Annotated in this window: 26 protein-coding genes; 11 read left to right on the top strand and 15 right to left on the bottom strand. The window is 66.4% G+C overall.

Annotated features, from left to right (window positions below):
• Window positions 1-17: 17 nt before the first annotated feature.
• The 3 genes from ABID37_RS24370 to ABID37_RS24360 form a co-directional block, all read right to left on the bottom strand.
• Window positions 18-542: a MarR family winged helix-turn-helix transcriptional regulator gene (locus ABID37_RS24370; protein WP_354199568.1), complete on the bottom strand. Its 525-nt coding sequence runs from the start codon at window positions 540-542 to the stop codon at window positions 18-20.
• Window positions 543-675: 133 nt separating this feature from the next.
• Window positions 676-1,644 (bottom strand): pyridoxal-phosphate dependent enzyme, encoded by a 969-nt coding sequence (locus tag ABID37_RS24365; RefSeq protein WP_354199567.1) that lies wholly within the window; start codon window positions 1,642-1,644, stop codon window positions 676-678.
• Complete coding sequence (locus tag ABID37_RS24360) at window positions 1,641-2,408, bottom strand: GntR family transcriptional regulator (protein WP_354199566.1); 768 nt, start codon at window positions 2,406-2,408, stop codon at window positions 1,641-1,643. The genes ABID37_RS24365 and ABID37_RS24360 overlap by 4 nt, the downstream gene beginning before the upstream one ends.
• 205 nt (window positions 2,409-2,613) lie before the next feature.
• Here ABID37_RS24360 and ABID37_RS24355 point away from each other — a divergent pair, with 205 nt between their 5' ends.
• The 4 genes from ABID37_RS24355 to kynU all read left to right on the top strand — a co-directional run bounded on the left by ABID37_RS24355 (window position 2,614) and on the right by kynU (window position 6,830).
• Complete coding sequence (locus tag ABID37_RS24355; protein ID WP_354199565.1) at window positions 2,614-3,600, top strand: ABC transporter substrate-binding protein; 987 nt, start codon at window positions 2,614-2,616, stop codon at window positions 3,598-3,600.
• 83 nt (window positions 3,601-3,683) lie between these two features.
• Entirely contained in the window at window positions 3,684-4,463 is a 780-nt protein-coding gene (locus ABID37_RS24350; protein ID WP_354199564.1) for an ABC transporter ATP-binding protein, read from the top strand.
• A gap of 5 nt (window positions 4,464-4,468) precedes the next feature.
• The gene (locus ABID37_RS24345; protein ID WP_354199563.1) at window positions 4,469-5,392 is read left to right on the top strand and encodes an ABC transporter permease; all 924 of its coding nucleotides are present in this window, start codon (window positions 4,469-4,471) and stop codon (window positions 5,390-5,392) included.
• A 154-nt stretch (window positions 5,393-5,546) separates the two neighbouring features.
• Entirely contained in the window at window positions 5,547-6,830 is a 1,284-nt protein-coding gene (kynU, locus tag ABID37_RS24340) for a kynureninase (protein WP_354199562.1), read from the top strand.
• Window positions 6,831-7,134: 304 nt separating this feature from the next.
• Here the strand turns inward: kynU and ABID37_RS24335 are convergent, their stop codons facing one another.
• The 7 genes from ABID37_RS24335 to ABID37_RS24305 form a co-directional block, all read right to left on the bottom strand.
• Entirely contained in the window at window positions 7,135-7,821 is a 687-nt protein-coding gene (locus tag ABID37_RS24335; RefSeq protein WP_354199561.1) for an ABC transporter ATP-binding protein, read from the bottom strand.
• Window positions 7,818-8,567, bottom strand: a complete 750-nt coding sequence (locus ABID37_RS24330; RefSeq protein ID WP_354199560.1) for an ABC transporter ATP-binding protein — start codon at window positions 8,565-8,567, stop codon at window positions 7,818-7,820. The genes ABID37_RS24335 and ABID37_RS24330 overlap by 4 nt, the downstream gene beginning before the upstream one ends.
• On the bottom strand, window positions 8,560-9,543 hold the full coding sequence (locus ABID37_RS24325; protein ID WP_354199559.1) for a branched-chain amino acid ABC transporter permease: 984 nt from the start codon (window positions 9,541-9,543) through the stop codon (window positions 8,560-8,562). The genes ABID37_RS24330 and ABID37_RS24325 overlap by 8 nt, the downstream gene beginning before the upstream one ends.
• A complete protein-coding gene (locus ABID37_RS24320; protein WP_354199558.1) occupies window positions 9,540-10,460 on the bottom strand; it encodes a branched-chain amino acid ABC transporter permease in 921 nt (306 codons plus the stop codon). Before ABID37_RS24320 ends, ABID37_RS24325 begins: the two co-directional genes overlap by 4 nt.
• A 196-nt stretch (window positions 10,461-10,656) precedes the next feature.
• Window positions 10,657-11,793, bottom strand: a complete 1,137-nt coding sequence (locus tag ABID37_RS24315) for an ABC transporter substrate-binding protein (protein ID WP_354199557.1) — start codon at window positions 11,791-11,793, stop codon at window positions 10,657-10,659.
• A 68-nt stretch (window positions 11,794-11,861) separates the two neighbouring features.
• Window positions 11,862-12,701, bottom strand: coding sequence for a tryptophan 2,3-dioxygenase (gene kynA, locus ABID37_RS24310; RefSeq protein ID WP_354199556.1), 840 nt, complete (start codon window positions 12,699-12,701; stop codon window positions 11,862-11,864).
• Window positions 12,698-14,320 carry an AMP-binding protein gene (locus ABID37_RS24305; RefSeq protein WP_354199555.1) on the bottom strand — a complete coding sequence of 541 codons (1,623 nt, stop codon included), beginning with the start codon at window positions 14,318-14,320 and terminating at the stop codon, window positions 12,698-12,700. The genes kynA and ABID37_RS24305 overlap by 4 nt, the downstream gene beginning before the upstream one ends.
• Window positions 14,321-14,360: 40 nt before the next feature.
• Between ABID37_RS24305 and ABID37_RS24300 the strand changes: the two genes are divergently transcribed.
• The 6 genes from ABID37_RS24300 (at window position 14,361) to ABID37_RS24275 (ending at window position 17,620) form a co-directional block, all read left to right on the top strand.
• Complete coding sequence (locus tag ABID37_RS24300) at window positions 14,361-14,504, top strand: hypothetical protein (RefSeq protein ID WP_354199554.1); 144 nt, start codon at window positions 14,361-14,363, stop codon at window positions 14,502-14,504.
• A 74-nt stretch (window positions 14,505-14,578) separates the two neighbouring features.
• Window positions 14,579-15,409, top strand: a complete 831-nt coding sequence (locus tag ABID37_RS24295; protein ID WP_354199553.1) for a hormone-sensitive lipase — start codon at window positions 14,579-14,581, stop codon at window positions 15,407-15,409.
• A 136-nt stretch (window positions 15,410-15,545) separates the two neighbouring features.
• A complete protein-coding gene (locus ABID37_RS24290; protein ID WP_354199552.1) occupies window positions 15,546-16,427 on the top strand; it encodes an MBL fold metallo-hydrolase in 882 nt (293 codons plus the stop codon).
• Window positions 16,424-16,768: an ArsR/SmtB family transcription factor gene (locus tag ABID37_RS24285; RefSeq protein ID WP_354199599.1), complete on the top strand. Its 345-nt coding sequence runs from the start codon at window positions 16,424-16,426 to the stop codon at window positions 16,766-16,768. Before ABID37_RS24290 ends, ABID37_RS24285 begins: the two co-directional genes overlap by 4 nt.
• 13 nt (window positions 16,769-16,781) lie before the next feature.
• The gene (locus tag ABID37_RS24280; protein WP_354199551.1) at window positions 16,782-17,210 is read left to right on the top strand and encodes a YeeE/YedE family protein; all 429 of its coding nucleotides are present in this window, start codon (window positions 16,782-16,784) and stop codon (window positions 17,208-17,210) included.
• Window positions 17,210-17,620, top strand: a complete 411-nt coding sequence (locus tag ABID37_RS24275; RefSeq protein ID WP_354199598.1) for a DUF6691 family protein — start codon at window positions 17,210-17,212, stop codon at window positions 17,618-17,620. The genes ABID37_RS24280 and ABID37_RS24275 overlap by 1 nt, the downstream gene beginning before the upstream one ends.
• 59 nt (window positions 17,621-17,679) lie before the next feature.
• Here ABID37_RS24275 and ABID37_RS24270 read toward each other — a convergent pair whose 3' ends face one another.
• Window positions 17,680-18,375 carry a DUF1013 domain-containing protein gene (locus ABID37_RS24270; protein ID WP_354199550.1) on the bottom strand — a complete coding sequence of 232 codons (696 nt, stop codon included), beginning with the start codon at window positions 18,373-18,375 and terminating at the stop codon, window positions 17,680-17,682.
• 232 nt (window positions 18,376-18,607) lie between these two features.
• Here ABID37_RS24270 and ABID37_RS24265 point away from each other — a divergent pair, with 232 nt between their 5' ends.
• Window positions 18,608-20,809: an esterase-like activity of phytase family protein gene (locus tag ABID37_RS24265; RefSeq protein ID WP_354199549.1), complete on the top strand. Its 2,202-nt coding sequence runs from the start codon at window positions 18,608-18,610 to the stop codon at window positions 20,807-20,809.
• Between the two features lie 15 nt (window positions 20,810-20,824).
• On the opposite strand, the gene ABID37_RS24260 is transcribed toward ABID37_RS24265, so the two are convergent.
• The 4 genes from ABID37_RS24260 to ABID37_RS24245 form a co-directional block, all read right to left on the bottom strand.
• The gene (locus ABID37_RS24260) at window positions 20,825-21,256 is read right to left on the bottom strand and encodes a DUF1284 domain-containing protein (protein ID WP_354199548.1); all 432 of its coding nucleotides are present in this window, start codon (window positions 21,254-21,256) and stop codon (window positions 20,825-20,827) included.
• The gene (locus ABID37_RS24255) at window positions 21,253-21,846 is read right to left on the bottom strand and encodes a biotin transporter BioY (RefSeq protein WP_354199547.1); all 594 of its coding nucleotides are present in this window, start codon (window positions 21,844-21,846) and stop codon (window positions 21,253-21,255) included. The genes ABID37_RS24260 and ABID37_RS24255 overlap by 4 nt, the downstream gene beginning before the upstream one ends.
• Before the next feature lie 266 nt (window positions 21,847-22,112).
• Window positions 22,113-22,781, bottom strand: coding sequence for a GntR family transcriptional regulator (locus tag ABID37_RS24250; protein ID WP_354199546.1), 669 nt, complete (start codon window positions 22,779-22,781; stop codon window positions 22,113-22,115).
• 201 nt (window positions 22,782-22,982) lie between these two features.
• Window positions 22,983-23,123, bottom strand: coding sequence for a DUF1127 domain-containing protein (locus ABID37_RS24245; RefSeq protein ID WP_183825203.1), 141 nt, complete (start codon window positions 23,121-23,123; stop codon window positions 22,983-22,985).
• Window positions 23,124-23,222 lie beyond the last annotated feature (99 nt).

The raw sequence follows: 23,222 nt of genomic DNA, 5'->3' as shown, positions 1-23,222 counted from the left end.
GTTCGATGCGGATGCGGCTATTGCGTGCCCGCAAGGGCGGAGCGGATCGAGCCCTTGAGCCGGCCAAGCGCCTCCATCAGCGCCGTCTCGTCCTGCCGGGTCAGGTCCTTGAACAGGTCGCCGATCCACTCGCCATGGCGGTCGGCCATGATGCGGAAGGCGGCGCGGCCTTCATCGGTCAGGGCGATGATCTGCACGCGGCGGTCCTTCGGCGAGACGGTGCGGCTGACATAGCCCACCTCGGCCAGCCGTTCGACCAGCGCCGTCAGGTTGCCGGCCGACACCATCATGCGCTTGGAGACCTCGCCCAGCACCATGCCGTTCTCGGCCCGTTCGAGCTGCGCCATCAGGTCGAAGCGCGGCAGGGTGAAGTCGAATTCCTCACGCAGCCGCCGGCGGATCTCGGCCTCGGCCAGCGTCGTGCAGGTGAGCAGCCTGAGCCACAGCCGGATTTCGGCGCCGTGGTCGCCGGGCGCCTCCAGCACTTTGGTCTCCCCGTCCAGCCATTCATCCTGGCTGTCGCCGTCCTTCCTGTCGTCCATGTCGAGCGTCGTCAGCCTCCCGGATTCAAGGCTCCCAGTTTCAGGGCTCCCAGTTTCAGGGGCCCCCAGATTCACCGGCTCCTTGTAGAGCCGATTGACCGGGAGGGACAAGCCATCACGCGTCGATGCCATATCAGGGCCGGGGAATGCCGCCGGCAAGCACGGTTCCATAGGCGTCCGGGTCGATATTGCCGCCAGAAACCACGCACACGACATTGCCTTTCGCATGGGGGCTGCAAAGTGCCGCCGCCACCGAGGCAGCGCCCGCCCCTTCCGCCACCACCTTGGTTTTCGAGAACAAAAGGCGCATGGCGTCCGTCACTTGCGCCAGGCTGACACTTTGCGCGCCATCGATCAGGTCGCGGGCCACGGGCCAAAGCTGCGGCACGAGCGAAGGGCCGCCGATGCTCTTGATGAAGGACGGCTTCGTTTCGATGTCGACGATGCGGCCGGCAGCCAGTGCGGCCGCGACCGGAGCGGCACTCTCGTCCTCGACGGCAATGACCTTCGCGGCCGGCTTCAGCGCTTTGACGGCGCTGGCAACGCCCGTCGTCATCGACCCACCGCCATAGGGCGTGAACACCACATCGACATGCGGCAAGGCTTCGACGATCTCCAGCCCGATGGTGCCGTTGCCGTCGAGAACCGCCTGATCGGTGACCGGGTTGATGAACAGTTCGGCAAGCTGCGGGCGGTCGCCCCCGGTGATGTAGCGCCACCAATCGTCCATGCCGACAAAACGCACCTCGCCGCCCAGGCCGCGCACCCCGTCGATCTTGGCCTGCGGCGCGCCGGCATACATGTAGGCCGCCATTTTCACGCCGAGCGCGTGGGCGGCGAAGGCCATGCCATAGGCCATGTTGCCGGAGCTGACCGTCGCAATTCCGCCGGACAGGCACGCGCGCTCGCGCGACAGCAGCGCGTTGAGCGCCGGCCGCAGCTTGAAGGCACCGATCGGCGAAAGCGTCTCCAGCTTCAGGAAGATGCGCCGGCCCGGCAGCTCGAGGCCCAGCGGCACCAGCGGCGTCGCCTGCATATAAGCGCCAAGCCGCTCTCTGGCCGCCTCGATGGCAGCCAAAGCCGGACGCCGCGGATCGCTCATTCGGCTGCAAGCCCTCTTCTGATCCTGCGCAGGGCATGGGCATCCACGGTTTCGCCGTGAACATAGGCATGCAGCGTATAGCCGATATGCTCTTCCATCAGCTTGCGCGCCCTTTCGATGTCGCGGTCGAGGGCGGCCTCCATCAGCGCCGTGTGATGGTCGATCCCCATCGCCTCGCGCAGCGCCGCCACCGCCTGCTCATAGCCCTCCTGCCGGCCTTGGGCGGCACGCAGCGTGGGCGCCAGGCCGAGGAAGCGGTGATGGCGGCGCAACTGGTCGGAAATCGTCGAATGGAAGCGCAGCAGCCAGCTCGAGCGGGCGGCGCTCAGCAGGGCGTCATGGAACGCCGTATGCTTCTCGTCCCATTCGTCGACAGCAGTCTCGGACGGGTCATCGGGCGCGATCTTGCAGCGCGACAGGCGGTAATGGCTGGTGACCACCGCCGCCTCCCATTCGGCATCGCCATTGGCGATCGATTCCAGCAGCAGCGGCAGCTCGACCACCATGCGCGCCCGCGCCAGATCCTCCAGCTCTTCCTTGGAGACCGGGGCCACGGCAAAACCGCGATTGGAAATGGCCGTCACCAGCTTCTCGGCCTCGAGCCTGGACAGCGCCTCGCGCAACGGCGTCCAGCCGACGCCATAGGCATCGCGCAAGGCGCCGAGCTTGAGGGGCGCGCCCGGCTTCAGGCGGGTCGCGAGGATATCGCGCCGCAACAGGCGGTAGGCCGCCTCCGTCTTGCTCGGGTGGGTTTCTTCCTGCATCCTGCCATCCGCACCTGTAGCTGGCCGCTGCCACGCCCCGGTCGCCCGTCGGCAAACTATATATGAAATGGCCAAAGAGCCAAATTATATATGATTAACGGCAACAGCCTGATCTATATATATGCGTTTGACAAGCCCTCCGAAGCCGGTATGATCGCGCTCAAGGCGAATTAAAGCGCCGATGGTTGTGTCTCGGGAGGTTACAATGAACATGTCGAAATCCGGCTGGCTGTCCGGAATTGTTGTCGCCGGCGCCATGCTGGCTGGTGTCATGACGGCGGCGGCGGACCCGGTCCGCATCGGCATCGCCAATTTCGGCGAGCATTCGCAGCTCAACATCGCCATCGAAGGCTTCAAGAAGGCCCTTACCGAGGCCGGCTATGAAGAAGGCAAGGACGTCGTCTACACCGAAAGCCACACCAATTTCGACGCCTCGCTGGTGCCGCAGATGATCGCCAAGCTGCAGGCGGAGCAGCCGAAGCTGATCTACACCGTCACCACCCCGGTTTCCCAGATCGCCCAGAAGGCGCTCGCCGGCTCCGGCATTCCGATCGTCTTCACCGCCGTCACCGATCCGGTCGCGGCCAAGCTGACGCCCTCCTGGGACGAAGGCGGGGACGGCATCACCGGCTCCTCCGACCTTCAGGACCTCGCCGCGGTGATGAAGTTCGCCAAGGAGCTGATGCCCGACGCCACCCGCTTCGGCATCCCCTACAACCCGGGCGAGGCCAATGACGTCGCGCTGGTCGAGAGCGCCCGCGAACTGGCCAAGGACGCCGGCTTCGAGATCGTCGCCGTCGGTGTCGACAACGTCAACGAGATCCAGCAGCGCGTTGCCTCCTTCGCCGGCAAGGCCGACGTGATCTATGTCCCCACCTCCAACCTGCTGCAGCCGGCGGTCGCCGCCGTTGCCGCCGCCGCCCGCCAGGCCGGCATCCCGATCGTCAACGCCGACGACGGCGCCGTTCGCGACGGCGTGGTGCCGGCAAGCTTCGCCGTCAACTACAACAAGGTGGGCGAGAACGCCGGCAAGATCGCCGTGCGCATCCTCAAGGGCGAGGACCCCAAGTCCATCGCGCCGTCCAAGCCGGCTTACGAAGACCATGTCATGGTGATCTCGAAGAAGTCGGCCAAGGAGTTCGGTCTGGAAATCCCCGCCGCGCTCGACAATTGCGAGTGCTTCGTCGACTGACGGGCAGAATTTCGCCGGAAATGGCGGCGCTCTGGAGGCGCCGCCTTTTTCTTAAGCCTTCCAAGAACGCGCAGGAGTAGCGGATGCTGGAAGTCCGGTCCGCGCGCAAGGTCTTCTACCGGGGACAGCCCGACGAGAAGGTCGCGCTCGACAATCTCAACCTGACGCTCGCCACCGGCGAATTCGGGGTCGTCATCGGCTCGAACGGTGCCGGCAAAAGCTCGATGCTCAACGCCATTTCGGGCTCGCTAGTGCTCGATTCCGGCAAGGTCCTCATCAACGGCAACGACGTTACCGCCATGCCGGTGCACAAGCGCGCCGCCCGCCTGGCGCGCGTGTTCCAGGACCCGATGCGCGGCACCGCCGCCTCAATGACCGTGGCCGAGAACATGCTGCTGGCCGAGCTGCGCGCCAGGCGCCGCACGCTGCGCCCCGGCCTCAACGCCGCCCGGCTCGCCGAATATCGCGAGCGCCTGTCGGTGCTCGGCCTCGGCCTCGAAAACCGCCTCGACACCAAGGTGGAACTGCTTTCGGGCGGCCAGCGCCAGTCCCTGTCGCTGATCATGGCCGTCAGCGACCGGCCCGACGTGCTGCTGCTCGACGAGCATACGGCGGCGCTCGACCCGCGCACCGCCGACATCGTCATGCAGGCGACGATCCGCACCGTCTCCTCCCTCAAGCTGACCACGCTGATGGTGACCCACAACATGCAGCACGCCGTCGATTTCGGCGACCGCATCATCATGCTGGATGCCGGCAAGGTGAAGCTGGAGATCGCCGGCGAGGAAAAGAAGAACGTCACGGTGGTGGACCTGATCGGCCATTTCTCCGTCAAGACCGACCGCATGCTGCTGGCGAGCTGACCAAAATGGGCTTCATCGAAACCACCCTGTCGAGCTTCGTCTCGCTCATTCCCGTCACGCTGGCACAGAGCCTGATCCTGAGCTTCGTCGTGCTCGGCATCATGATCCCGTTCCGCATGCTGAGCTTCCCGGACCTGACCAGCGAGGGCGCCTTCCCGCTCGGCGGCAGCGTGTGCGGGGTCATGCTGGTCGCCGGCGCCTCGCCAGTGGCCGCCATCGCCGCCGCCCTCGCCGCGGGCTTCGTCGCCGGCTGCTGCACCGCCTTCATCCATCTGCGCTTCCGCATCCACACGCTGCTGGCCGGCATCCTGGTAATGACCATGCTCTACAGCGTCAACCTGCGCATCATGGGCCGCTCCAACCTGTCGGTATTCGGCAACCCGACCGTCTATGACTGGGTGCCGGGCCTGCGGGCAGGCTTCCCACCCTCGAAGATCGTGGTCGCCGGCCTCGTGGTTCTGGCCGTGTTCGCGCTGCTCTATTTCTACTTCAAGACCGAGAAGGGCACCGCCATGCGCGCGGTCGGCTCCAACCCGGACATGGCCGAGGCGCAGGGCATCAACGTCTGGGCCGCCACCATCGGCGGCATCGGGCTGGCCGGCGCCTTCTCCGCCACCGGCGGCGCGCTGATGGTGCAGAGCCAGGGGTTTGCCGACGTCAACATGGGCATCGGCGTGCTCATCAACGGCTTGGCCGCGCTGATGATCGGCGAGGCGATCACCGGCAAGCAGACGGTGCTGCGCCAGCTTCTGGCCCCCTTTGTCGGCGCCATCGTCTACTACCAGCTCGTGTCGCTGTGCCTTGCCGCCGGCATGCCGCCGCCCGACCTCAAGCTGGCGACGGGCCTGTTCGTGCTGACCATGCTGGCGCTGCCCAGCCTCAAGCGGGGGCGCGGCCCCGCCGCCGCCAAGGAAGCGTTCCGCGAATAGGGCAATTCCCGGGAAAGCGGGATCCGGCTTCCCGCGCGGAATTGCGTCAAGACAAGAGCCAGAACGCTCCGGCGAAGCCACCGCGCTTCGCCGGCAGCCCCGACCGCAACAGCCGGGCAAGCCTCCCGCCGAGGCACGCCCGCAAGGAGGTTTCATGTCCGCTGTTTCCGCCGCCGATCCTGCCGCTATCGATCCGGCCGCCATCGACCTGGCCGCCATCGGGGCGATGGACAAGGCCGACCCGCTCAGCGCCTTCCGCGCGCGTTTCGTGCTGCCGGAAGGCGTGATCTATCTGGACGGCAATTCGCTGGGCGCGGCCTCTTCTGCCGCACTTGCCGAACTCGGCAAGGCGGCCGGGCAGGAATGGAGCCACGACCTGATCCGCGCCTGGAACAGCGCCGGCTGGTTCGACATGCCGCTCAGGCTCGGCGACCGCATCGGCCGGCTGGTCGGCGCGGCGGAAGGCCAGGTCGTGGTGACCGACACCACCTCGATCAACATCTACAAGGCACTGCATGCCGCCCTCGCCATGCGGCCCGGCCGCAGCGTCATCGTCGCCGAAGGCGGTTCCTTCCCGACCGACCTCTACATGGCCGAGGGCGTCGTTTCCTCCCGTCCGGGCACGTCGCTGAAGCTGGAAGGCGTCGATGCGCCCACCATCGAGGACCTGATTGACGACAGCGTGGCCGTCGTGCTGGTCAACCATGTCAACTACAAGACCGGCGAGCTGCGCGACATGGCGGCGCTGACGCGGCGCATCCACGAGGCCGGCGCGATGGCGGTCTGGGACCTGTGCCACAGCGCCGGCGCGCTGCCGGTGGAACTCGACGCCGTCGGGGCCGATTTCGCGGTTGGCTGCACGTATAAATACCTCAACGGCGGCCCGGGCGCGCCGGCTTTCATCTATGCCGCCCGCCGCCACCACGACGACATCGTCCAGCCGCTTTCCGGCTGGTGGGGCCATGCCCGCCCCTTCGCCATGGAGCGCGGCTATGCCGGCGCCTCCGGCATCCAGCGTTTCCAGTGCGGCACCCAGCCGGTGCTCTCGATGCGGGCCCTGAAGGGCGCGCTCGACATCTGGGACGAGGTCGACATGACGGCCTTGCGGGAAAAGAGCCTGGCGCTCACCGATCTGTTCATCGCGCTGGTCGAGGCCCGCTGCGGGCAATACGGGGTTTCCCTGGAAACCACCCGCGACCGGGCACGGCGCGGCAGCCAGGTGTCCTTCGCCCATGCCAACGCCTATGAGGTGATGCAGGCGCTGATCGAGCGCGGCGTCATCGGCGATTTCCGCGCCCCCGCCACGCTGCGCTTCGGCTTCACCCCGCTCTACACCAGCTATCGCGACGTGTGGGATGCGGTCGGCATCCTTGAAGAGATTCTCTCAAGCGGCATCTGGAAGGAGCCCCGCTTCGCGGTGCGCGCCGCTGTGACCTGACCACTCCCCGGCATCCCGGAAGTCTGCCGCAGCGTAGCGGAGGCTGTCCGGGATCCATTCCGTAACGTTTGAATGTTCCGGAATGGATTCCCGACACTTTCCACTCCCTGCGGTCGCTCCAACGTCGAGAATGACGAGTGTACTTATACTTTCCCGTCATTCCCGGCCTCGAAATGAGCGAAGCGAATGGAGAGTGTCGGGAATCCATGCCGCGGTCTGTCAGAATAACCACTTGCTGTTCCGGAATGGAGCCCGGCTTGCGATCACTACGCTCCCTTGGCGGGGATGACGCGCGGAGCGCTGGTCAAACCCCCAGGTAGCGATCCTGCAATTCGGGCGTCAGCGCATCCGGCGTGCCTTCGAACACCGTAACGCCCTTTTCGAGCACGAAGCAGCGGTCGGCCACCGGCAGCAGTTCCGACAGCGTCTTGTCGACCACCAGGATCGACTGGCCGGCGGCCTTGAGCTTGCGGATCGCCGCCCAGATGTCCTGCCTGATCACCGGGGCGAGCCCCTCGGTCGCCTCGTCGAGGATCAGCAGGCGCGGATTGGTCATCAGCGCCCGGCCGATGGCCAGCATCTGCTGCTCGCCGCCCGAAAGCGTGTTGGCATATTGGCTGCGCCGTTCGCCGAGGCGCGGGAACAGCTCCGTCACCCGCCCCAGCGTCCAGTCGCTGCCGCGCGCCGCCACCAGCAGGTTCTCCTCCACGGTGAGGTTCGGGAAGCAGCGGCGCCCTTCCGGCACCAGCCCCAGCCCCAGCCGCGCGATGCGATGCGGGCGCAGGCCGGCCAGTTCCTTGCCGGCAAAGCGGATCGAGCCAGCACGCGGCCGCACGAGGCCGAGAATGGAGCTGATGGTGGTGGTCTTGCCCATGCCGTTGCGGCCCATCAGCGCCACCACCTCGCCGTCCTCGATGGTCAGCTTGACGCCGAACAGCGCCTGGCTGGCCCCGTAGAAACTTTCGACACGATCGAGGACAAGCAGGCTCATGCCGCGTCTCCGAGATAGGCGCGCCGCACTTCCGGATCGGAGCGGATTTCGGCCACGGTGCCGGTGGCGATGATGCGGCCGTAGACCAGCACCGAAATGCGGTCGGCCAGCGCGAAGACGGCGTCCATGTCGTGCTCGACCAGCAGGATCGGCGCTTCATGGCGCAGACCGTCGAGGAAGCCGGTCAGCCGCTTCGAGCCTTCCGGCCCGAGCCCGGCCATCGGCTCGTCGAACAAAAAGGCCTTCGGCTCCAGCGCCAGAGCGATGGCGATTTCGAGCTGGCGGCGCTCGCCATGCGACAGCTCCGCCGCCGGCACTTTTGCCCGCTTCTCCAGCCCGACGCGTTCCAGCATGGCCATGGCCGGCCCGGTCAGGCTGCGGTCGCCCGCCACCGGCCGGAAGAAGCGGTAGCTCGAGCCCTGCCTGGCCTGCACGGCCAGCATGACATTGCGCAGCGCCGAAAATTCCGGGGCCAGCGAGGATATCTGGAAGCTGCGGCCAAGTCCCTTGCGCACCCGCGCCGCCATGTCGAGCCCGGCCATGTCCTCGCCAAGGAAGCGGATGGTGCCGCTGTCGGGCCGGATCGACCCGCAGATCTGGTGGATCAGCGTGCTCTTGCCGGCCCCGTTCGGGCCGATCAGCGCATGGATTTCGCCTTTGCGCAGGTCGAGGCTCACCCCGTCGGTGGCCTTCAGCGCCCCGAAGGTCTTGCGGATTTCTGAGAGCTGCAGGATCGGCTCAGCCATGGCGTGCCTTTCCGGCCAGAAGCCCCAGAAAACCGCCGCGCGCGAACAGCACCACGCCGAGCAGGATCAGCCCGAGGAAGAACTGCCAGCGCTCGGTGATGCCGCCCAGCGCATATTCGAACAGCACATAGACCATGGCCCCGGCCAACGGCCCGAACAGCCGCCCCTTGCCGCCGAGGATGATGAGCACGATCAGCTCGCCCGACATGTGCCAGGACAGCATGGAGGGGCTGACGAAGCGGTTGAGGTCGGCGAACAGCGCGCCCGCCAGTCCCGTCACCATGGCCGAGATGACGAAGGCGGCGAGCCGGATGCCGAAGGGCGTGATGCCGACGGCGGCGAGCCGCGTCGCGTTCTGCCGCGAAGCTTCCAGCGCAGCGCCGAAGCGTGAACCCTGGATGCACCAGAACAGCACCAGTCCCGCCGCCAGCAGGCCGAGGCAAAGCAGGAAATAGGGCAGAGGCTGCGCCGTATTGAGGCCGGGAAAGCTGTTGCGCACATAGATCGACAGCCCGTCCTCGCCGCCATAGTCCGGCCAGGAGACGGCGAAGTAGTAGATCATCTGGGCAAAGGCCAGCGTGATCATGATGAAGTAGACGCCGGCGGTGCGCAGCGATATCGCACCGATGGGCAGCGCCACCAGCCCGCACAGCGCAATCGCCACCAGCCAGATCACCGGCATCGCCGTGGTGGCCGCGAAGCCGAAGGGCAGCGGGGCGCCGTTGAAGGCGTGGGCGGCGAAGATGCCGGCCACATAGCCACCGAGGCCGAAGAAGGCGGCATGCCCGAACGACACCAGCCCGCCGAGGCCGAGCGCGATGTTCAGGCCCACCGCCGCCAGCGCCAGTATGGCGATGCGGGTGGCAAGCGTGACGTAGAACGGCTCGCCCGCCGCCGTCGCCGCCAGCGGCACGGCAACCAGCAATGCGACCAGCACGGCGCTGATCCATGTCTCGCGCGATACGCCCGCCATCATGCCTGCCCCGCAAACAGGCCGCGCGGCCGGAAGGCGAGGATCAGCGCCATGACGATGTAGATCAGCATCGAGGCAAGTGCGGCCCCGACGGAATTGGCCTGCGAGGCCGGCAGGGCGAGCGCCAGCAGCTTGGGCAGCAGGAAACGGCCCATCGTATCGACCACGCCGACCAGCACGGCGCCGACCAGCGCCCCCTTGATCGAGCCGATGCCGCCGATGACGATGACCACGAAGGCGAGGATCAGCGCCGGCTCACCCATGCCGACCTGCACCGATTGCAGCGCCCCGACCAGCGCGCCGGCCAGCCCGGCAAGGGCGGCACCGAGCGCGAAGACCACGGTGTAGAGGGTGCGGATGTCGACGCCGAGCGCCGCGATCATCTCGCGGTCGCTTTCGCCGGCGCGGATGCGCATGCCGAGCCGGGTGCGCGAAATCAAGAGATAGAGCCCGACCGCGACGACGATGCCGACGCCGATGATCGCCAGCCGGTAGAGCTGGTATTGCCCGCCGCCCGGCAGCGGCACCGCGCCTTGCAGCACCGGCGGAATGTCGAGATAGAGCGGGAAGGACCCGAACAACCAGCGCATACCTTCCGACAGAATGAGGATGAGCGCGAAGGTCGCCAGCACCTGGTCGAGATGGTCGCGCTCGTAAAGGCGGCGGATGACGGCCACCTCCATCAGCGCACCGGCGGCGGCCGCCGCCGCAAGGCTGGCGACGAGCCCGATCCAGAACGAGCCCGTGGCCGCCGCCACCGCCGCGCAGGCGAAGGCCCCGATCATGTAGAGCGAACCATGGGCAAGGTTGATCAGCCCCATGACGCCGAAGATCAGCGTCAGCCCGGCGGCGATCAGGAACAGCATGACGCCGAGCTGGAGCCCGTTCAGAAGCTGTTCGATGATGAGGGCAATGGACAAAAGCGAGAGGTTCCGGGTGGGTTATCGATGGATCGGCTTGTGACGCGGCATCGCCCCTCACCTGCCCGCCGGCATCCTCTCCCCGCATGCGGGGAGAGGAGATTTGGCCGCGGCGCTGGAGAACCCCTCTGCCCATTGAACGGGGAGAGGGTAAGGGTGAGGGACCGACTCATTCTCCCGCAAGGGAGAAAGAAACCTACATCTTGCACTGCTCGACATAGGCGTCGCCATGCTTCTCGAAGGCGGTGCCGATGATCTTGTTTGTCAGCACATCGCCTTCCTTCACCACCTCGCGCACATAGATGTTCTGGATCGGATGCTGGTTGGTGTTGAAGGTGAACTCGCCGCGCACCGACTTGAAATCGGCTTCCTTGAGGGCGGCGCGGAAGGCATCCTTGTCCTTGACGCTGGCCTTGGCGAGCGCCGACAGGATGAGGTTCGCCGTATCCCAGCTCTGCGCGGCGTAGATCGACGGCAGGCGGCCATATTCGGCCTGGAAGGCTTCGACGAATTCCTTGTTGGCCTCGTTGTCGAGGTCCTTCGACCAGCTCGCCGAATTCTTCACGCCGAGCGCCGCGTCGCCCACGGCCGGCAGCACGTCCTGGCTGAAGGAGAAGCTCGGCCCCAGCACCGGCAGGCCGACGCCCGACTGCGCATATTGCTTCATGAAGGCGATGCCCATGCCGCCCGGCAGGAAGAAGAACACCGAATCCGCACCCGAGGCGCGGATCTGTGCGATCTCGGCCGCATAGTCGGTCTGGCCGACCTGCGTGTAGAGCTCGCCGGCCAGCTCGCCCTTGTAGTAGCGCTTGAAGCCGGTCAGCGAATCCTTGCCGGCCGGATAGTTGGGGGCGAGGATGAAGGTCTTCTTGTAGTCCTGGTTGGCGTACTGTCCCATCGCCTCGTGGAAATTGTCGTTCTGGTAGGCGACGTTGAAATAGTTCTTGTGGCAGTTGGCCCCGGCCAGCGCCGACGGGCCGGCATTGGGCGAGAGATAGATGACGTCCTGCGCCACCGTGTTCGGCACCACCGCCATGGCGAGGTTGGACCAGATGATGCCGGTCATCAGGTCGACCTTGTCGCTCTGGATCATCTTTTCGGCGATCTGCACGGCCAGTTCCGGCTTCTGCGCGTCGTCCTCGATGACCAGCTCGACATCCTTGTTGCCGGCCTTCTTGAACGCCAGCACCAGTGCGTCGCGCGTATCGACGCCAAGGCCCGCGCCACCGCCCGACAGCGTGGTGATGACGCCGATCTTCACCGGCTCGGCCTGCGCCAGCCCCGCAACCGTCATCGAAAGGGCGAGCAGGCTCGCCGTCACTATGCTGCGCATTTCATTCTCCTCCCAGATTCCCCGTCCAGAGACGTTTTTCGATAGTCCCCAACCTTCGGGATCATGCCCTAAAGCCGGGTGCGAACTTTCCAGAGTTCGGGAAACAGTTCAACCTCAAGCATTCGTTTTAGATAGGAAACGCCGCCGGTTCCCCCGGTGCCGCGCTTCAGGCCGATGATGCGCTCCACCGTGGTCACGTGGTTGAAGCGCCAGCGGCGGAAGTAGTCCTCGAAATCGACCAGCTTCTCGGCCAGCTCATAGAGCTCCCAATAGCGGTTCGGCTCCCTGTACACCGCCTGCCAGGCCGCCAGCACCGCCTCGCTTTCGGCCCGGGTCTCGCGCCAGTCGCTGCGCGCACCATCGGCGCCGATGTCGAAGCCGCTGCGGCCAAGCAGCAGGATCGCCTCGTCGTAGAGCGAGGGCCGGGCGAGGATTTCCTCCAGCTTCGCCACCACTTCGGGCCGGTGTTTGTGCGGCCCCAGCATGGCCAGGTTGCGGTTGCCGGCAAGGAATTCGATCGCCCTGTACTGCCAGGACTGGAAGCCGGACGACTGGCCGAGCGCGTTGCGGAACTCGGTATATTCGCTGGGCGTCATGGTGCGCAGCACGTCCCAGGCGCTGTTGAGCTGCTCGAAGATGCGCGCCACGCGCGTCAGCATCTTGAAGCAGGGCCGCACCTCGTCCCGCTGCACGCAGGCGATGGCCGAGCGCAACTCGTGCAGGGCGAGCTTCATCCACAGTTCCGAGGTCTGGTGCTGGATGATGAACAGCATCTCGTCATGGGCATCGGAAAGCGGCGCCTGCGCGTCCAGCACCTTTTCCAGTTGCAGATAGTCGCCATAGGACATGCGTCCCCGAAACGACATCTGCGCGCCTTCTGCGGAAGGATCGTAGGGTTGCTGGCTCATTGGCGTTCCACCCTCAGCCTGAAGCGCTGAATCTTGCCGGTCTGCGTCTTGGGCAGGGCATCGAGGAAGCGGATCGAGCGCGGATATTTGTAGGGCGCGATGGTCGCCTTGACGTGATCCTGCAACCGCTTGGCCGTGGCGGCATCGCCGGCCTTGCCGCGCGCCAGCACCACATAGGCCTCGACGATCTGGCCGCGCTCCGGGTCCGGCGCGCCGATCACCGCGCATTCGGCCACATCGTCATGGGCCAGCAACGCCGCCTCGACCTCCGGCCCGGCGATGTTGTAGCCGGCCGAGACGATCATGTCGTCGGAACGCGCGGCGAAGTGGAAGAAGCCGTCCTCGTCCTCGATGAAGGAATCGCCGGTCAGGTTCCAGCCGTCGCGCACATAGTCGCGCTGGCGCTCGTCCGCCATGTAGCGGCAGCCGGTCGGGCCACGCACCGCCAGCCGGCCGATCGTGCCCCGCGGCACCTCGTTCATCTCGTCGTCGACGATGCGGGCCTCGTAGCCGCCGACCGGTCGGCCGGTGGAAGCCGGGCGCATGTCCCCGAACCGGTTGGAGATGAAGATGTGCAGCATCTCGGTCGAGCCGATGCCGTCGAGGATCGGCTTGCCGGTCTTCTGCACCCATTCCTCGAACACCGGGCCGGGCAGCGTCTCGCCGGCCGAGACCGCGACGCGCAGCGACGACAGGTCGGCGCCTTCGTCCATGGCCTTCATCATCGCCCGGTAGGCGGTGGGCGCGGTGAAGGAGATGGTGGCGCGGTATTTCTCGATGATCTCGATCATGTTCGGCGGCGAGGCGTTTTCGAGCAGCGTCGCCGTGGCGCCGAAGCGCAGGGGAAACACCGCCAGCCCGCCGAGCCCGAAGGTGAAGGCCAGCGGCGGCGAGCCGACGAACACGTCATCCGGCGTCACGCCGAGCACTTCCTTCGCATAGCCGTCGGCGATGATCAGCAGGTCGCGGTGGAAATGCATGGTCGCCTTGGGCACGCCGGTGGTGCCGGAGGTGAAGCCGAGCAGGGCGACATCGTCGCGCCCGGTCTTCACCGCCTCGAAACGCACGGACTTGCCGAGCGCAATGCGGTCGAGTTCCGCGTCATGGTTGGCGGTGCCGTCGAAGCCGATCACTTTCTTCAGGAAGCGGCTTTCCTTGGCGCAGGCCACCATCTCGTCCATCAGCCGCGTGTCGCACAGCGCCAGCGAAACCTCTGCCTTGTCGACGATCTTGGCGAGTTCGCCGGCGCGCAGCATCGGCATGGTGTTGACGACGACGGCGCCGGCCTTGGTCGCCGCCAGCCAGCAGGCCACCATGGCCGGGTTGTTGGCGGAGCGGACCAGCACCCGGTTGCCGGGCTGGACGCCATAGTCCTCGACCAGCGCATGGGCGAGGCGGTTGGTCCAGTCCGACAATTCCTTGTAGGTGCGCTGCCGCCCGTTGCCGATCAGCGCGGTATGGTCGCCGAAACCCTGCTCGACCATGCGGTCGGTCAGTTCGGAGCCGGCATTGAGATATTCTGGATACCGGTACCCGTCGAGCAGGAACTCCGGCCACTGCTCCGGCGGCGGAAGGTTGTCACGGGTAAAGGTGTCGATATGTGCCGTAGGCCCAAGCATAAGCGTGATATCCTCCCTGCGACATCTGCCGGAACCCGTCATGGCGGAAACCGCCGCGCTCCCGAGCCGGTTCCTCTTCCAGCCCAACGCGCGTTTCCCGAAAGGGTTCAACGACATGGTCGCAGGAGAAAAAATGACACCGGCCGAAAACTATTTCAAGCCTAAAGTTTCTTCGCTACGCTGATCGCCTTGGGAATTGACTTCGAGCCGCCAGACGCGGCTTGCTGTGCCGACAGCGAACGGACCGGGGAGACACGCATGCTGAGCCGCCATATCGAGGACTGGAGCGACGCCTACACCAACGGCGCCCATATAGCGGGCGGCGAGCGCTGGCCGGCCGCCTGGGTGGAGCCGGCGCGCAGCTTTCGCGAGGCGCTGGCGGCACAGGGCCGGGCGAGGCTCGACCTCGCCTATGGCGAGGCGCCCCGCAACCGGCTCGACCTGTTCCTGCCCGACAGCGCCCCGCGCGGGCTGGTGGTGTTCGTGCATGGCGGCTACTGGATGGGGCTCGACAAGAGCTATTGGTCGCATCTGGCGGCGGGGCCCGTCGCGCATGGCCATGCGGTGGCCATGCCCTCCTACACGCTCTGTCCCGACATTCGCATCGGCGGCATCGTGCGCGAAATCGCGTCCGCCATCGCCTTCGCAGCCGGCGAGATCGACGGCCCGCTGCGGCTCACCGGCCATTCCGCCGGCGGCCATCTGGTATCGCGCATGGCAAGCGCCGGCGCGCCGCTGCCCGAGCCGTTACGGACCCGCATCCGCCATGTCGTGTCGATCTCCGGCGTGCACGATCTGCGGCCGCTGATGCGCACCGGCATGAACGAGACGCTCCACATCGACGAAAGCGAGGCGCTGGCCGAGAGCCCGGCGCTGCTGCGGCCCCGCGAAGGCATCCGCCTCACCTGCTGGGTGGGCGGGGCCGAGCGGGCCGAGTTCCTGCGCCAGAACGCCCTGCTGGCCAACATCTGGACCGGCCTCGGCGCGCGCACCGCCGCCGTGGCCGAGCCGGACCGGCATCATTTCAACGTCATCGACGGCCTCGCCGATCCGGACCATGCCTTGACCCGGACCCTGCTTGGCGACTGACCGCCGCATTTTCGGGCTCACTCCCCCCGCCGACTCTTGTTTTGCGAAATAATGATTGCATTTTTTTGCAATCGTATTTATGCAGATTTCAAGATGTGACCCGGTCAAGCAACCGGCAAGCCAGAGGAATCGCTGCATGAGCAACAAGCCGGACGTCACCGCCTTCTTCGATCCGCGCACATGGTCGGTGCAATATGTCGTGGCAGATCCTGAGACCGGCAAATGCGCCATCATCGACCCGGTCTACGACTTCGACGAGAAGTCCGGCCAGACCGCCTCCACCAATGCCGACCGCATCCTCGATTTCGTCCGCGAGAGGGGGCTGGCCGTCGAATGGATCCTCGACACCCATCCCCATGCCGACCATTTCTCCGCCGCCCACCACCTCAGGCAGAAGACCGGGGCGCCGACCGCCATCGGCGAGAAGATCGTCGAGGTGCAGAAGCTCTGGAAAGGCTTCTACAACTGGCCGGATTTCCCCGCCGACGGCTCGCAATGGGACCGGCTGTTCGCCGACGGCGACACCTTCATGGTGGGTTCCATCCCGGCCCGCGTCATGTTCTCGCCCGGCCACACGCTGGCCTCGATCACCTATGTCATCGGCGATGCCGCCTTCGTCCACGACACGCTGTTCATGCCCGACAGCGGCACCGCCCGCGCCGATTTTCCCGGCGGCAGCGCCTCGGCGCTGTGGACATCGATCCAGGCGATCCTTGCCCTGCCCGACGACACCCGCATCTTCACCGGTCACGACTATCAGCCGGGCGGGCGCGGACCGCTGTGGGAATCGACCGTGGCCGAGCAGAAGGCGAAGAACACCCACATGTCGAAATATCTCACCGAGGCCAACTATGTCGCCGCCCGCCAAGCGCGCGACGCCACCTTGCCGATGCCCAAGCTGATCCTGCAATCCTTGCAGGTGAACACCAATGGCGGCCGCCTGCCCGAGCCGGAGGCCAACGGAACACGTTATCTCAAGATACCGCTCGACCTCCTGAAAGGCGCACCATGGGGATGATCGTGACCACCGCCGGAACCCTGTCCTGCGAGGCCGCCAACCTCAAGGCACATGTCGACGAGGCATCGGCCTTCCTCAAGAAGCTGTCCAACCCGGACCGGCTGCTGGTGTGCTGCGCGCTGGTCGACGGTGAGCGCTCGGTGCGCGAACTGGAGGACCTTCTCGGCATCCGCCAGCCGGGCCTGTCGCAGCAGCTTGCCGAACTGCGCGAGGCGGAGCTGATCGTCAGCCGCAAGGAAGGCAAGCAGGTATTCTACCGGCTGGCCGACCAGCGCATCGCGCCCTTCATCCACACCATGCACGCCCTGTTCTGCCAGGTTCCGTGCCCGCAGCCGCAGTGAGAAAGCCGCGCAGATGACCGAATTCACGCCTTTCCTGTCGCTCGCCGGCGGCGCGCTGATCGGCCTGGCAGCGGTGCTGCTCATGGCCCTGCACGGGCGCATCGCCGGCATTTCCGGCATCGTCGGCGGCATCCTCCCGCCGCCGGCCGCCGACTGGGGCTGGCGCGCCGCCTTCCTTGTCGGCGCGGTTGCCGCCCCTGCCCTCCTCATCGCCTTGTCCGGTTACACGATCCCCTTCGACAGCCCGGCCGGAACGCCGTGGCTGATCGGCGGCGGGTTGCTCGTCGGCGTCGGCGTCACCCTCGGTTCCGGCTGCACCTCCGGCCATGGCGTGTGCGGGATGGCGCGGCTGTCGGCGCGCTCCATCGCCGCCACGCTGACCTTCATGGCCGCGACCGGCATCACCGTCTATGTCGTGCGTCACCTTCTGGGAGGCATATGATGGCCCGCGTCCTGGTCGCGCTGCTGATCGGCCTCGTCTTCGGCACCGGCATCGCGCTTTCCGGCATGATCAACCCGGCCAAGGTGCTGAACTTCTTCGATGTCGCCGGAAGCTGGGACCCGTCGCTCGCCTTCGTCATGGGCGGCGCGCTGGCCGTCACCGCCATCGGCTACCGGCTGGTGCTGAAGCGACCGGCGCCGCTGCTCGACGCGCGTTTCCATCTGCCGGCGCGCAGGGACATCGACCTGCCGCTTTTGGCAGGCGCCGGCCTGTTCGGCATCGGCTGGGGCATTGCCGGCTTCTGCCCCGGCGGCTCGATCCCGGCATTGGGGCTCGGCGAGCCCGCCGCCCTGATCTTCGTGGCCGCTATGGCCTGCGGCATCGCCGCCACGCGGCTCATCCGCCGCTGAGACACCAACAAAAAAGCGCGGGTCGAGGCCCGCGCTTCTTGTTGGATAGGAAGCGAGGTCTATTCCTCGTCGTCTTCGTCCTTGTCGGCGCCCTTCAGCGCCGAGAGCTTGGCGAAGACGGCATCGGCGTCGAGTTCCGCATCCTCGTCGCGCGGCGCGTCAGCCTGCGGCTCCAGACGCTCGGTGAGCGAGGCCGGCAGCAGCGTGTCGCCGGTCGGCGGCAGTTGCTCACGGTTGCGCGAGGCGCGCTGCACCTCGATGTCGAGGTCGATCTGCGAGGTCAGACCCAGCGTCACCGGGTCCATCGGCACCAGATTGGCCGAGTTCCAGTGGCTGCGGTTGCGGATCTGCTCGATGGTCGACTTGGTGGTGCCGACCAGACGCGAAATCTGCGCATCCTTGAGTTCGGGATGGTTGCGCACCAGCCACAGGATGGCATTGGGGCGATCCTGGCGCTTGGACAGCGGCGTGTAGCGCGGGCCCTTGCGCTTGGTCTCCGGCACCCGCACCTTCGGCTCGGAAAGCTTCAGGCGATGGTTCGGGTCCTGCTCGCCGCGCGCGATCTCCTCGCGGCTGAGCTGGCCGGTGATCACCGGGTCCATGCCCTTGATGCCCTGCGCCGACTCGCCGTCCGCGATCGCCTTCACCTCGAGCGGATGCAGGCCGCAGAACTGGGCGATCTGGTCGAAGGACAGCGCCGTGTTGTCGACCAGCCAGACGGCGGTGGCCTTCGGCATGAGAAGCGTGTTTGCCATCGAATAAAATCCTCTCGTTCGCCCGCGTCCCGTACGCGGGCGGTGGTTTCAGATGCCACCGAAAAAGGGAAATCCGTGCCCCTATAACCGCGTTCGCGCCCGAGGGCAAGAAAATCCGGCGCGAAAACCGCCGCCGGCGCATCGTCATGCAAGTGTCGTGGAAGCGTCATCGCACTGAAATACCGGTGGCACAAAGGGAATGCGCATTCTTCTCAGAAGGGAAAGAGGTCCCATGCGCACCCGCTCGTCACTTGTCGCGGCAATGGCCGCACTCGCCGCTTCCGTATCGCTGCCGGCTCACGCCGGCCAGGTATTCAACCGGATCGCCACCTTCCCGGTCGCGTCCAACCTGCCCGAAGGCGCCGATCCGGCAACGCCCACCTCGTCCGAAATCATCACCGCCACCGATGACGGCAACACGCTCGTCTATTCCGACAGCCCGCTGGGCGCCGTCGGCTTCGTCGACATCAGCGACCCGAAAGCGCCGAAGGCCGGCGGCATCGTCAAGATCGACGGCGAGCCGACCTCGGTCGTGGTGGTCGGCGCAAAAGTGCTGGCCGGCGTCAACACCTCGAAAAGCAAGCAGGAGCCGTCAGACAATTTGTCGGTCATCGACATCGCCTCGAAGGCGGTCGAGACGTCCTGCGATCTCGGCGGCCAGCCGGACTCCGTGACGCTGAGCAAGGACGGCCGCTTCCTCGCCGTCGCCATCGAGAACGAGCGCGACGAGGAGCTGAACGACGGCGCAATCCCGCAAATGCCGTCCGGCAACCTCAAGATCGTCTCGCTGAAGGCCGGCATGCCCGATTGCGACGCCATCCGCACCGTCGAGCTGACCGGCCTTGCCGAGATCGCGCCCGAGGATGCCGAACCCGAATTCGTCGACTTCAACGAGGCCGGCGAGATCGCAGTGACCCTGCAGGAGAACAACCACATCGCCATCGTCAATGCCGAGACCGGCGCGGTCGTCTCGCACTTCTCGGCCGGAGCGGTGACGCTCGAAAACGTCGATACGAAGAAGGACGGCAGGCTTTCCTTCACCGGCAAGGTCGAGAACGCGCTGCGCGAGCCCGATGCGGTCAAGTGGCTCGATAACGACCGCCTCGTCATTGCCAATGAGGGCGACTACAAGGGCGGTTCGCGCGGCTTCACCATCTTCTCCAAGGCCGGCGAAGTGCTCCATGAATCCGGCGCCGGCTTCGAGCATATCGCGGCACGGCTCGGCCACTATCCCGAGCACCGCAACAAGAAGGGCATCGAGCCCGAAGGCATGGAGGTCGGCCCCTATGGCGAGCAGAAGCTGGTCTTCGTCGGCGCCGAGCGCGCCTCGCTGGTCGGCGTCTACGAGGATACCGGCGCGGAGCCGAAATTCCTCCAGGCCCTGCCATCGGGCATCGGCCCCGAGGGTCTGCTGGCGCTGCCGGCCCGCAACCTCTTCGTCACCGCCAACGAGACCGACCTGGTCGAGGACGGCGGCGCCCGCTCGCATGTCATGATCTTCGAGCGCGCCGAGGGCGAGGCCGCCTATCCGATGCTCGAGTCCGAGCCCGACGCCAACGGCCTGCCGATCGGCTGGGGCGCGCTGTCCGGCCTCGCCGCCGACCCTGAGACGCAAGGCAGGCTGTATGCGGTGTCGGATTCGGTCTATGGCGGCGAGCCGGCGATCTTCACCATCGACGCTACCCAGACCCCGGCCCGCATCGTTGTCAAGACCGTCATCACCCGCGGCGGCAATACGGCCCAGAAGCTCGACCTCGAAGGCATTGCCTCCGACGGCGACGGCGGCTTCTGGCTGGCCAATGAGGGCGACGCCGCCAAGCTGGTGCCGCACGCCATCTTCCGCGTCGACGCCGAGGGCGAGATCAGGCAGGAGATCGCCCTGCCGGCCGAACTGATCGCCCACCAGACCCGCTTCGGCCTCGAAGGCGTCACCACCGTGGGCGAAGGCGACGAGCTGATGCTGATCGCCGCCGTGCAGCGCGAATGGGGCGACGACCCCAAGGGCGAGGTCAAGCTGCTTGCCTACAAGCCGAAGGCAAAAGACTGGTCGGCGGTGCGCTATCCGCTGGAAAAGGCGGAAAGCGGCTGGATGGGCCTGTCGGAAATAACCGCCCATGACGGCAGGCTCTACATCGTCGAGCGCGACAATCTGATCGGCGACGCGGCCAAGGTGAAACGCGTCTACGCCGTCTCGCTCGACGGCTTCAGGCCGGCCGAACTGGGCGGCGAGCTGCCGCTGGTGGAAAAGACGCTGGTGCGCGACCTGCTGCCCGACCTCAAATCCGCCACCAACGGCTATGTGGTCGACAAGGTCGAGGGCTTCACCATCGACAAGGCCGGCGAGGCCTTCGTCGTCACCGACAATGACGGCGTCGACGACTCCTCCGGCGAGACCCTGTTCATCCGCCTCGGCAACATCGCCGCGGTGAACTGACCTGAAGGCGGGCCGTCAGCACGGCGGCCCGCCCACCTTCACGCCCGTATAGGCGTCGTTGACGATGGCGCTGCACAGCTCGGCCCATTCGCAGCCCGCGCAGGCGGTGCGTGTCAGGCCGGACCCGAATCCGGCCCGCAGCTTCGCCAGCAGGATCGCGTCCGGTTCGATCCGCTCGCCCGCACCGATCCGGCGGCCGAGCAGGTCCCCGATATCGCGGGCCGCCTGCCGGTCACGCTCGGCCACGCTGTCATTGAAGCAATGCGGCTCGGCCTCTGTCAGCAGCGGGGCGCAGACATCGTCCGGCCCCTCGACGATCACGATCTCCTCGCCCTGGCTCAATCGCTCGGCAATGCGGTCGTAATTGACCGTGAAGGCAGGCGTATAGCCCTTGCCGACATAGGTGAGCATGCACAGGAGATGATGCGCCCGCAGCCTGATGGTCACGGGGCCTTCGGCTCCGCCTTTCCGCTCGGGAACAGCTTGAGCGTGGCCGCCGCCAGCGCTGACTTCAGCACGCCGCCGACGATAAACGGCGTGACGCCCAGCGCGATCGCCTTCTCGAAGCCGACGATGCCGGCCAGCCACAGCGCGCCGAGCACCAGGCACAGCCCGTTGCCGATCAGCATGGCGGCAAAGGCGAGGAACACGCGCTCGGCGTTCCAGCCGCGCTCGACCAGCCAGCCGACGAGGGCGGCGACGATCGGGAACGAGAACAGATAGCCCGCCGTCGGGCCGACGAAGGGCGCAAGCCCGCCCGAGCCGCCGGCCAGGACCGGCATGCCCACGGCCGCTTCCGCCAGCCACGCCACAACGGTGAGCGCCCCCAGCCGCCAGCCATAGAGCGCGCCGACCAGCGTGACGGCGAAGGTCTGCATGGTGATCGGCACCGGGATCATCGGCACCTCGATCCATGACGATAGCGTCAGAAGCAGCGTGCCGATGGCGACGGCCGCCACCTGCCACAGCAAGGGACGTTCCTGCAGGCGGAGCGGGCTGAAGGCCGGCGCGGCGGTGCGGGATGCGGGTTGCGACATGGGCTCGTTCTCCGAATTATAGATAATTTTCGATTCTGATCTATCATCGAATCCATATTTTTGGCCGCGAGGCAAGCCTCCACCGCCCGCCTCCGCCAAAACAGAGATTTTGGGCCCCGGAGAAATCGCCTCTTGGTTCGAAATTCCTGTGTCATACCAATGAGATGGCGATCCGCCGTGGAAAACGGGGAAGTCGAGGAACGACAGGTCGAAAACGGAAGGCGTGCGCGCCAGCGCGGGAACGCGCCGAATCGGCCGGGCCATCATCAGCCGACGATGGCGAAAACCTCGCGCGTGGCGCCCGATTGCATGCGCACCGGCCGCTGGCCGATCCACTGCACATGCCGGGCAAGGATGGCGGCGGCGTTTTCCACCTGCCCCTGCCGCAGGGCGGCAAGGATGGCGCGGTGATCGTGATCGGTGCGCGTTTCCCATTCCGAGCGCCAGGCGGCGAACAGGAAGCGGGCGCTGGCCGCATGCAGGTCGTCGATGGTCGCCAAAAGGCGCGGCATGGCGCAGGGCGTCAGGATCAGGCGGTGGAAAGTGCGGTTGGCCTCTTCCCATGAGCGCACGTCGCGCGAACGGTCGCCGGCGCGCGTCGCCTCCTCGGCCTGGTCGAGGATGGCGGCGGTCAGGTGCGGCGCGGCATGGCGCAACGCCAGAACCTCCAGTGCGGCGCGCATCTCGGCGACTTCCTTCACCTCGTCGAGGTCGAAGGCGGCGACGCGCACGCCCCGGCGCGCCTCGCTGACGGCAAGGCCCTGTGCCTCCAGCCGCCGGAACGCCTCGCGCACCGGCACATGGCTGGCGCCGAACTCCTCGGCGATATGGTCCTGCCGCAGCCGCGCCCCCGGCTCGATGGCGCCCGAGATGATGCGCTCGGCCAGCGCCTTGGCGATCCGCACCGCAATGGTGTCGTCCTTGCTCGATTCCATGGCCGATAGATAAGGGGGAGACGGCGCCGATGTCGATAAGCCGGATACCGGCAGCGCTCGGAAGGCGCTATCTTGTGCAGCGCAACATAATGCCCATTTCGCGGGCAGAAAAACAAAACCCGCCGGACTGGGTCCAGCGGGCTTGGAACCGGAGGCGCGATGGGCGCGCCAGCATCGGTTCTGCTTGCATGCGCCTCTTGATCAGAGGGCGGCGCGAGCCACCGACGGGATGTCGGCGCGATTGATGCCGAGATCCTTGAGTTCGCGGGTGTTCAGGCGGTTCAGCGCACGAACGGTTTCGTTGTAGCGGCGCCAGTTCTTGTAAGACTGAATCAGGTTCATGTTTGCCTCCAAAGCGTTCAGGAATTCGATGACGCTGATATAGGCGGTTCTGCCCAATTCTTGAACAGACGCTTTTGCATAGCGGCAATGCGTTTGTGC

This window comes from Aquamicrobium terrae, assembly GCF_040545735.1.
GTDB lineage: Bacteria > Pseudomonadota > Alphaproteobacteria > Rhizobiales > Rhizobiaceae > Mesorhizobium > Mesorhizobium terrae_A.
This window is presented reverse-complemented; position numbering and strand designations above follow the sequence as displayed.

Excerpts from the sequence above, each read along its gene's own strand:
- ABID37_RS24370 (WP_354199568.1), bottom strand. The coding sequence starts at position 542 with ATGGACGACAGGAAGGACGGCGACAGCCAGGATGAATGGCTGGACGGG.
- ABID37_RS24365 (WP_354199567.1), bottom strand. The coding sequence starts at position 1,644 with ATGAGCGATCCGCGGCGTCCGGCTTTGGCTGCCATCGAGGCGGCCAGA.
- ABID37_RS24360 (WP_354199566.1), bottom strand. The coding sequence starts at position 2,408 with ATGCAGGAAGAAACCCACCCGAGCAAGACGGAGGCGGCCTACCGCCTG.
- ABID37_RS24355 (WP_354199565.1), top strand. The coding sequence starts at position 2,614 with ATGAACATGTCGAAATCCGGCTGGCTGTCCGGAATTGTTGTCGCCGGC.
- ABID37_RS24350 (WP_354199564.1), top strand. The coding sequence starts at position 3,684 with ATGCTGGAAGTCCGGTCCGCGCGCAAGGTCTTCTACCGGGGACAGCCC.
- ABID37_RS24345 (WP_354199563.1), top strand. The coding sequence starts at position 4,469 with ATGGGCTTCATCGAAACCACCCTGTCGAGCTTCGTCTCGCTCATTCCC.
- kynU (WP_354199562.1), top strand. The coding sequence starts at position 5,547 with ATGTCCGCTGTTTCCGCCGCCGATCCTGCCGCTATCGATCCGGCCGCC.
- ABID37_RS24335 (WP_354199561.1), bottom strand. The coding sequence starts at position 7,821 with ATGAGCCTGCTTGTCCTCGATCGTGTCGAAAGTTTCTACGGGGCCAGC.
- ABID37_RS24330 (WP_354199560.1), bottom strand. The coding sequence starts at position 8,567 with ATGGCTGAGCCGATCCTGCAGCTCTCAGAAATCCGCAAGACCTTCGGG.
- ABID37_RS24325 (WP_354199559.1), bottom strand. The coding sequence starts at position 9,543 with ATGATGGCGGGCGTATCGCGCGAGACATGGATCAGCGCCGTGCTGGTC.
- ABID37_RS24315 (WP_354199557.1), bottom strand. The coding sequence starts at position 11,793 with ATGCGCAGCATAGTGACGGCGAGCCTGCTCGCCCTTTCGATGACGGTT.
- kynA (WP_354199556.1), bottom strand. The coding sequence starts at position 12,701 with ATGAGCCAGCAACCCTACGATCCTTCCGCAGAAGGCGCGCAGATGTCG.
- ABID37_RS24305 (WP_354199555.1), bottom strand. The coding sequence starts at position 14,320 with ATGCTTGGGCCTACGGCACATATCGACACCTTTACCCGTGACAACCTT.
- ABID37_RS24300 (WP_354199554.1), top strand. The coding sequence starts at position 14,361 with ATGGCGGAAACCGCCGCGCTCCCGAGCCGGTTCCTCTTCCAGCCCAAC.
- ABID37_RS24295 (WP_354199553.1), top strand. The coding sequence starts at position 14,579 with ATGCTGAGCCGCCATATCGAGGACTGGAGCGACGCCTACACCAACGGC.
- ABID37_RS24290 (WP_354199552.1), top strand. The coding sequence starts at position 15,546 with ATGAGCAACAAGCCGGACGTCACCGCCTTCTTCGATCCGCGCACATGG.
- ABID37_RS24285 (WP_354199599.1), top strand. The coding sequence starts at position 16,424 with ATGATCGTGACCACCGCCGGAACCCTGTCCTGCGAGGCCGCCAACCTC.
- ABID37_RS24280 (WP_354199551.1), top strand. The coding sequence starts at position 16,782 with ATGACCGAATTCACGCCTTTCCTGTCGCTCGCCGGCGGCGCGCTGATC.
- ABID37_RS24275 (WP_354199598.1), top strand. The coding sequence starts at position 17,210 with ATGGCCCGCGTCCTGGTCGCGCTGCTGATCGGCCTCGTCTTCGGCACC.
- ABID37_RS24270 (WP_354199550.1), bottom strand. The coding sequence starts at position 18,375 with ATGGCAAACACGCTTCTCATGCCGAAGGCCACCGCCGTCTGGCTGGTC.
- ABID37_RS24265 (WP_354199549.1), top strand. The coding sequence starts at position 18,608 with ATGCGCACCCGCTCGTCACTTGTCGCGGCAATGGCCGCACTCGCCGCT.
- ABID37_RS24255 (WP_354199547.1), bottom strand. The coding sequence starts at position 21,846 with ATGTCGCAACCCGCATCCCGCACCGCCGCGCCGGCCTTCAGCCCGCTC.
- ABID37_RS24250 (WP_354199546.1), bottom strand. The coding sequence starts at position 22,781 with ATGGAATCGAGCAAGGACGACACCATTGCGGTGCGGATCGCCAAGGCG.
- ABID37_RS24245 (WP_183825203.1), bottom strand. The coding sequence starts at position 23,123 with ATGAACCTGATTCAGTCTTACAAGAACTGGCGCCGCTACAACGAAACC.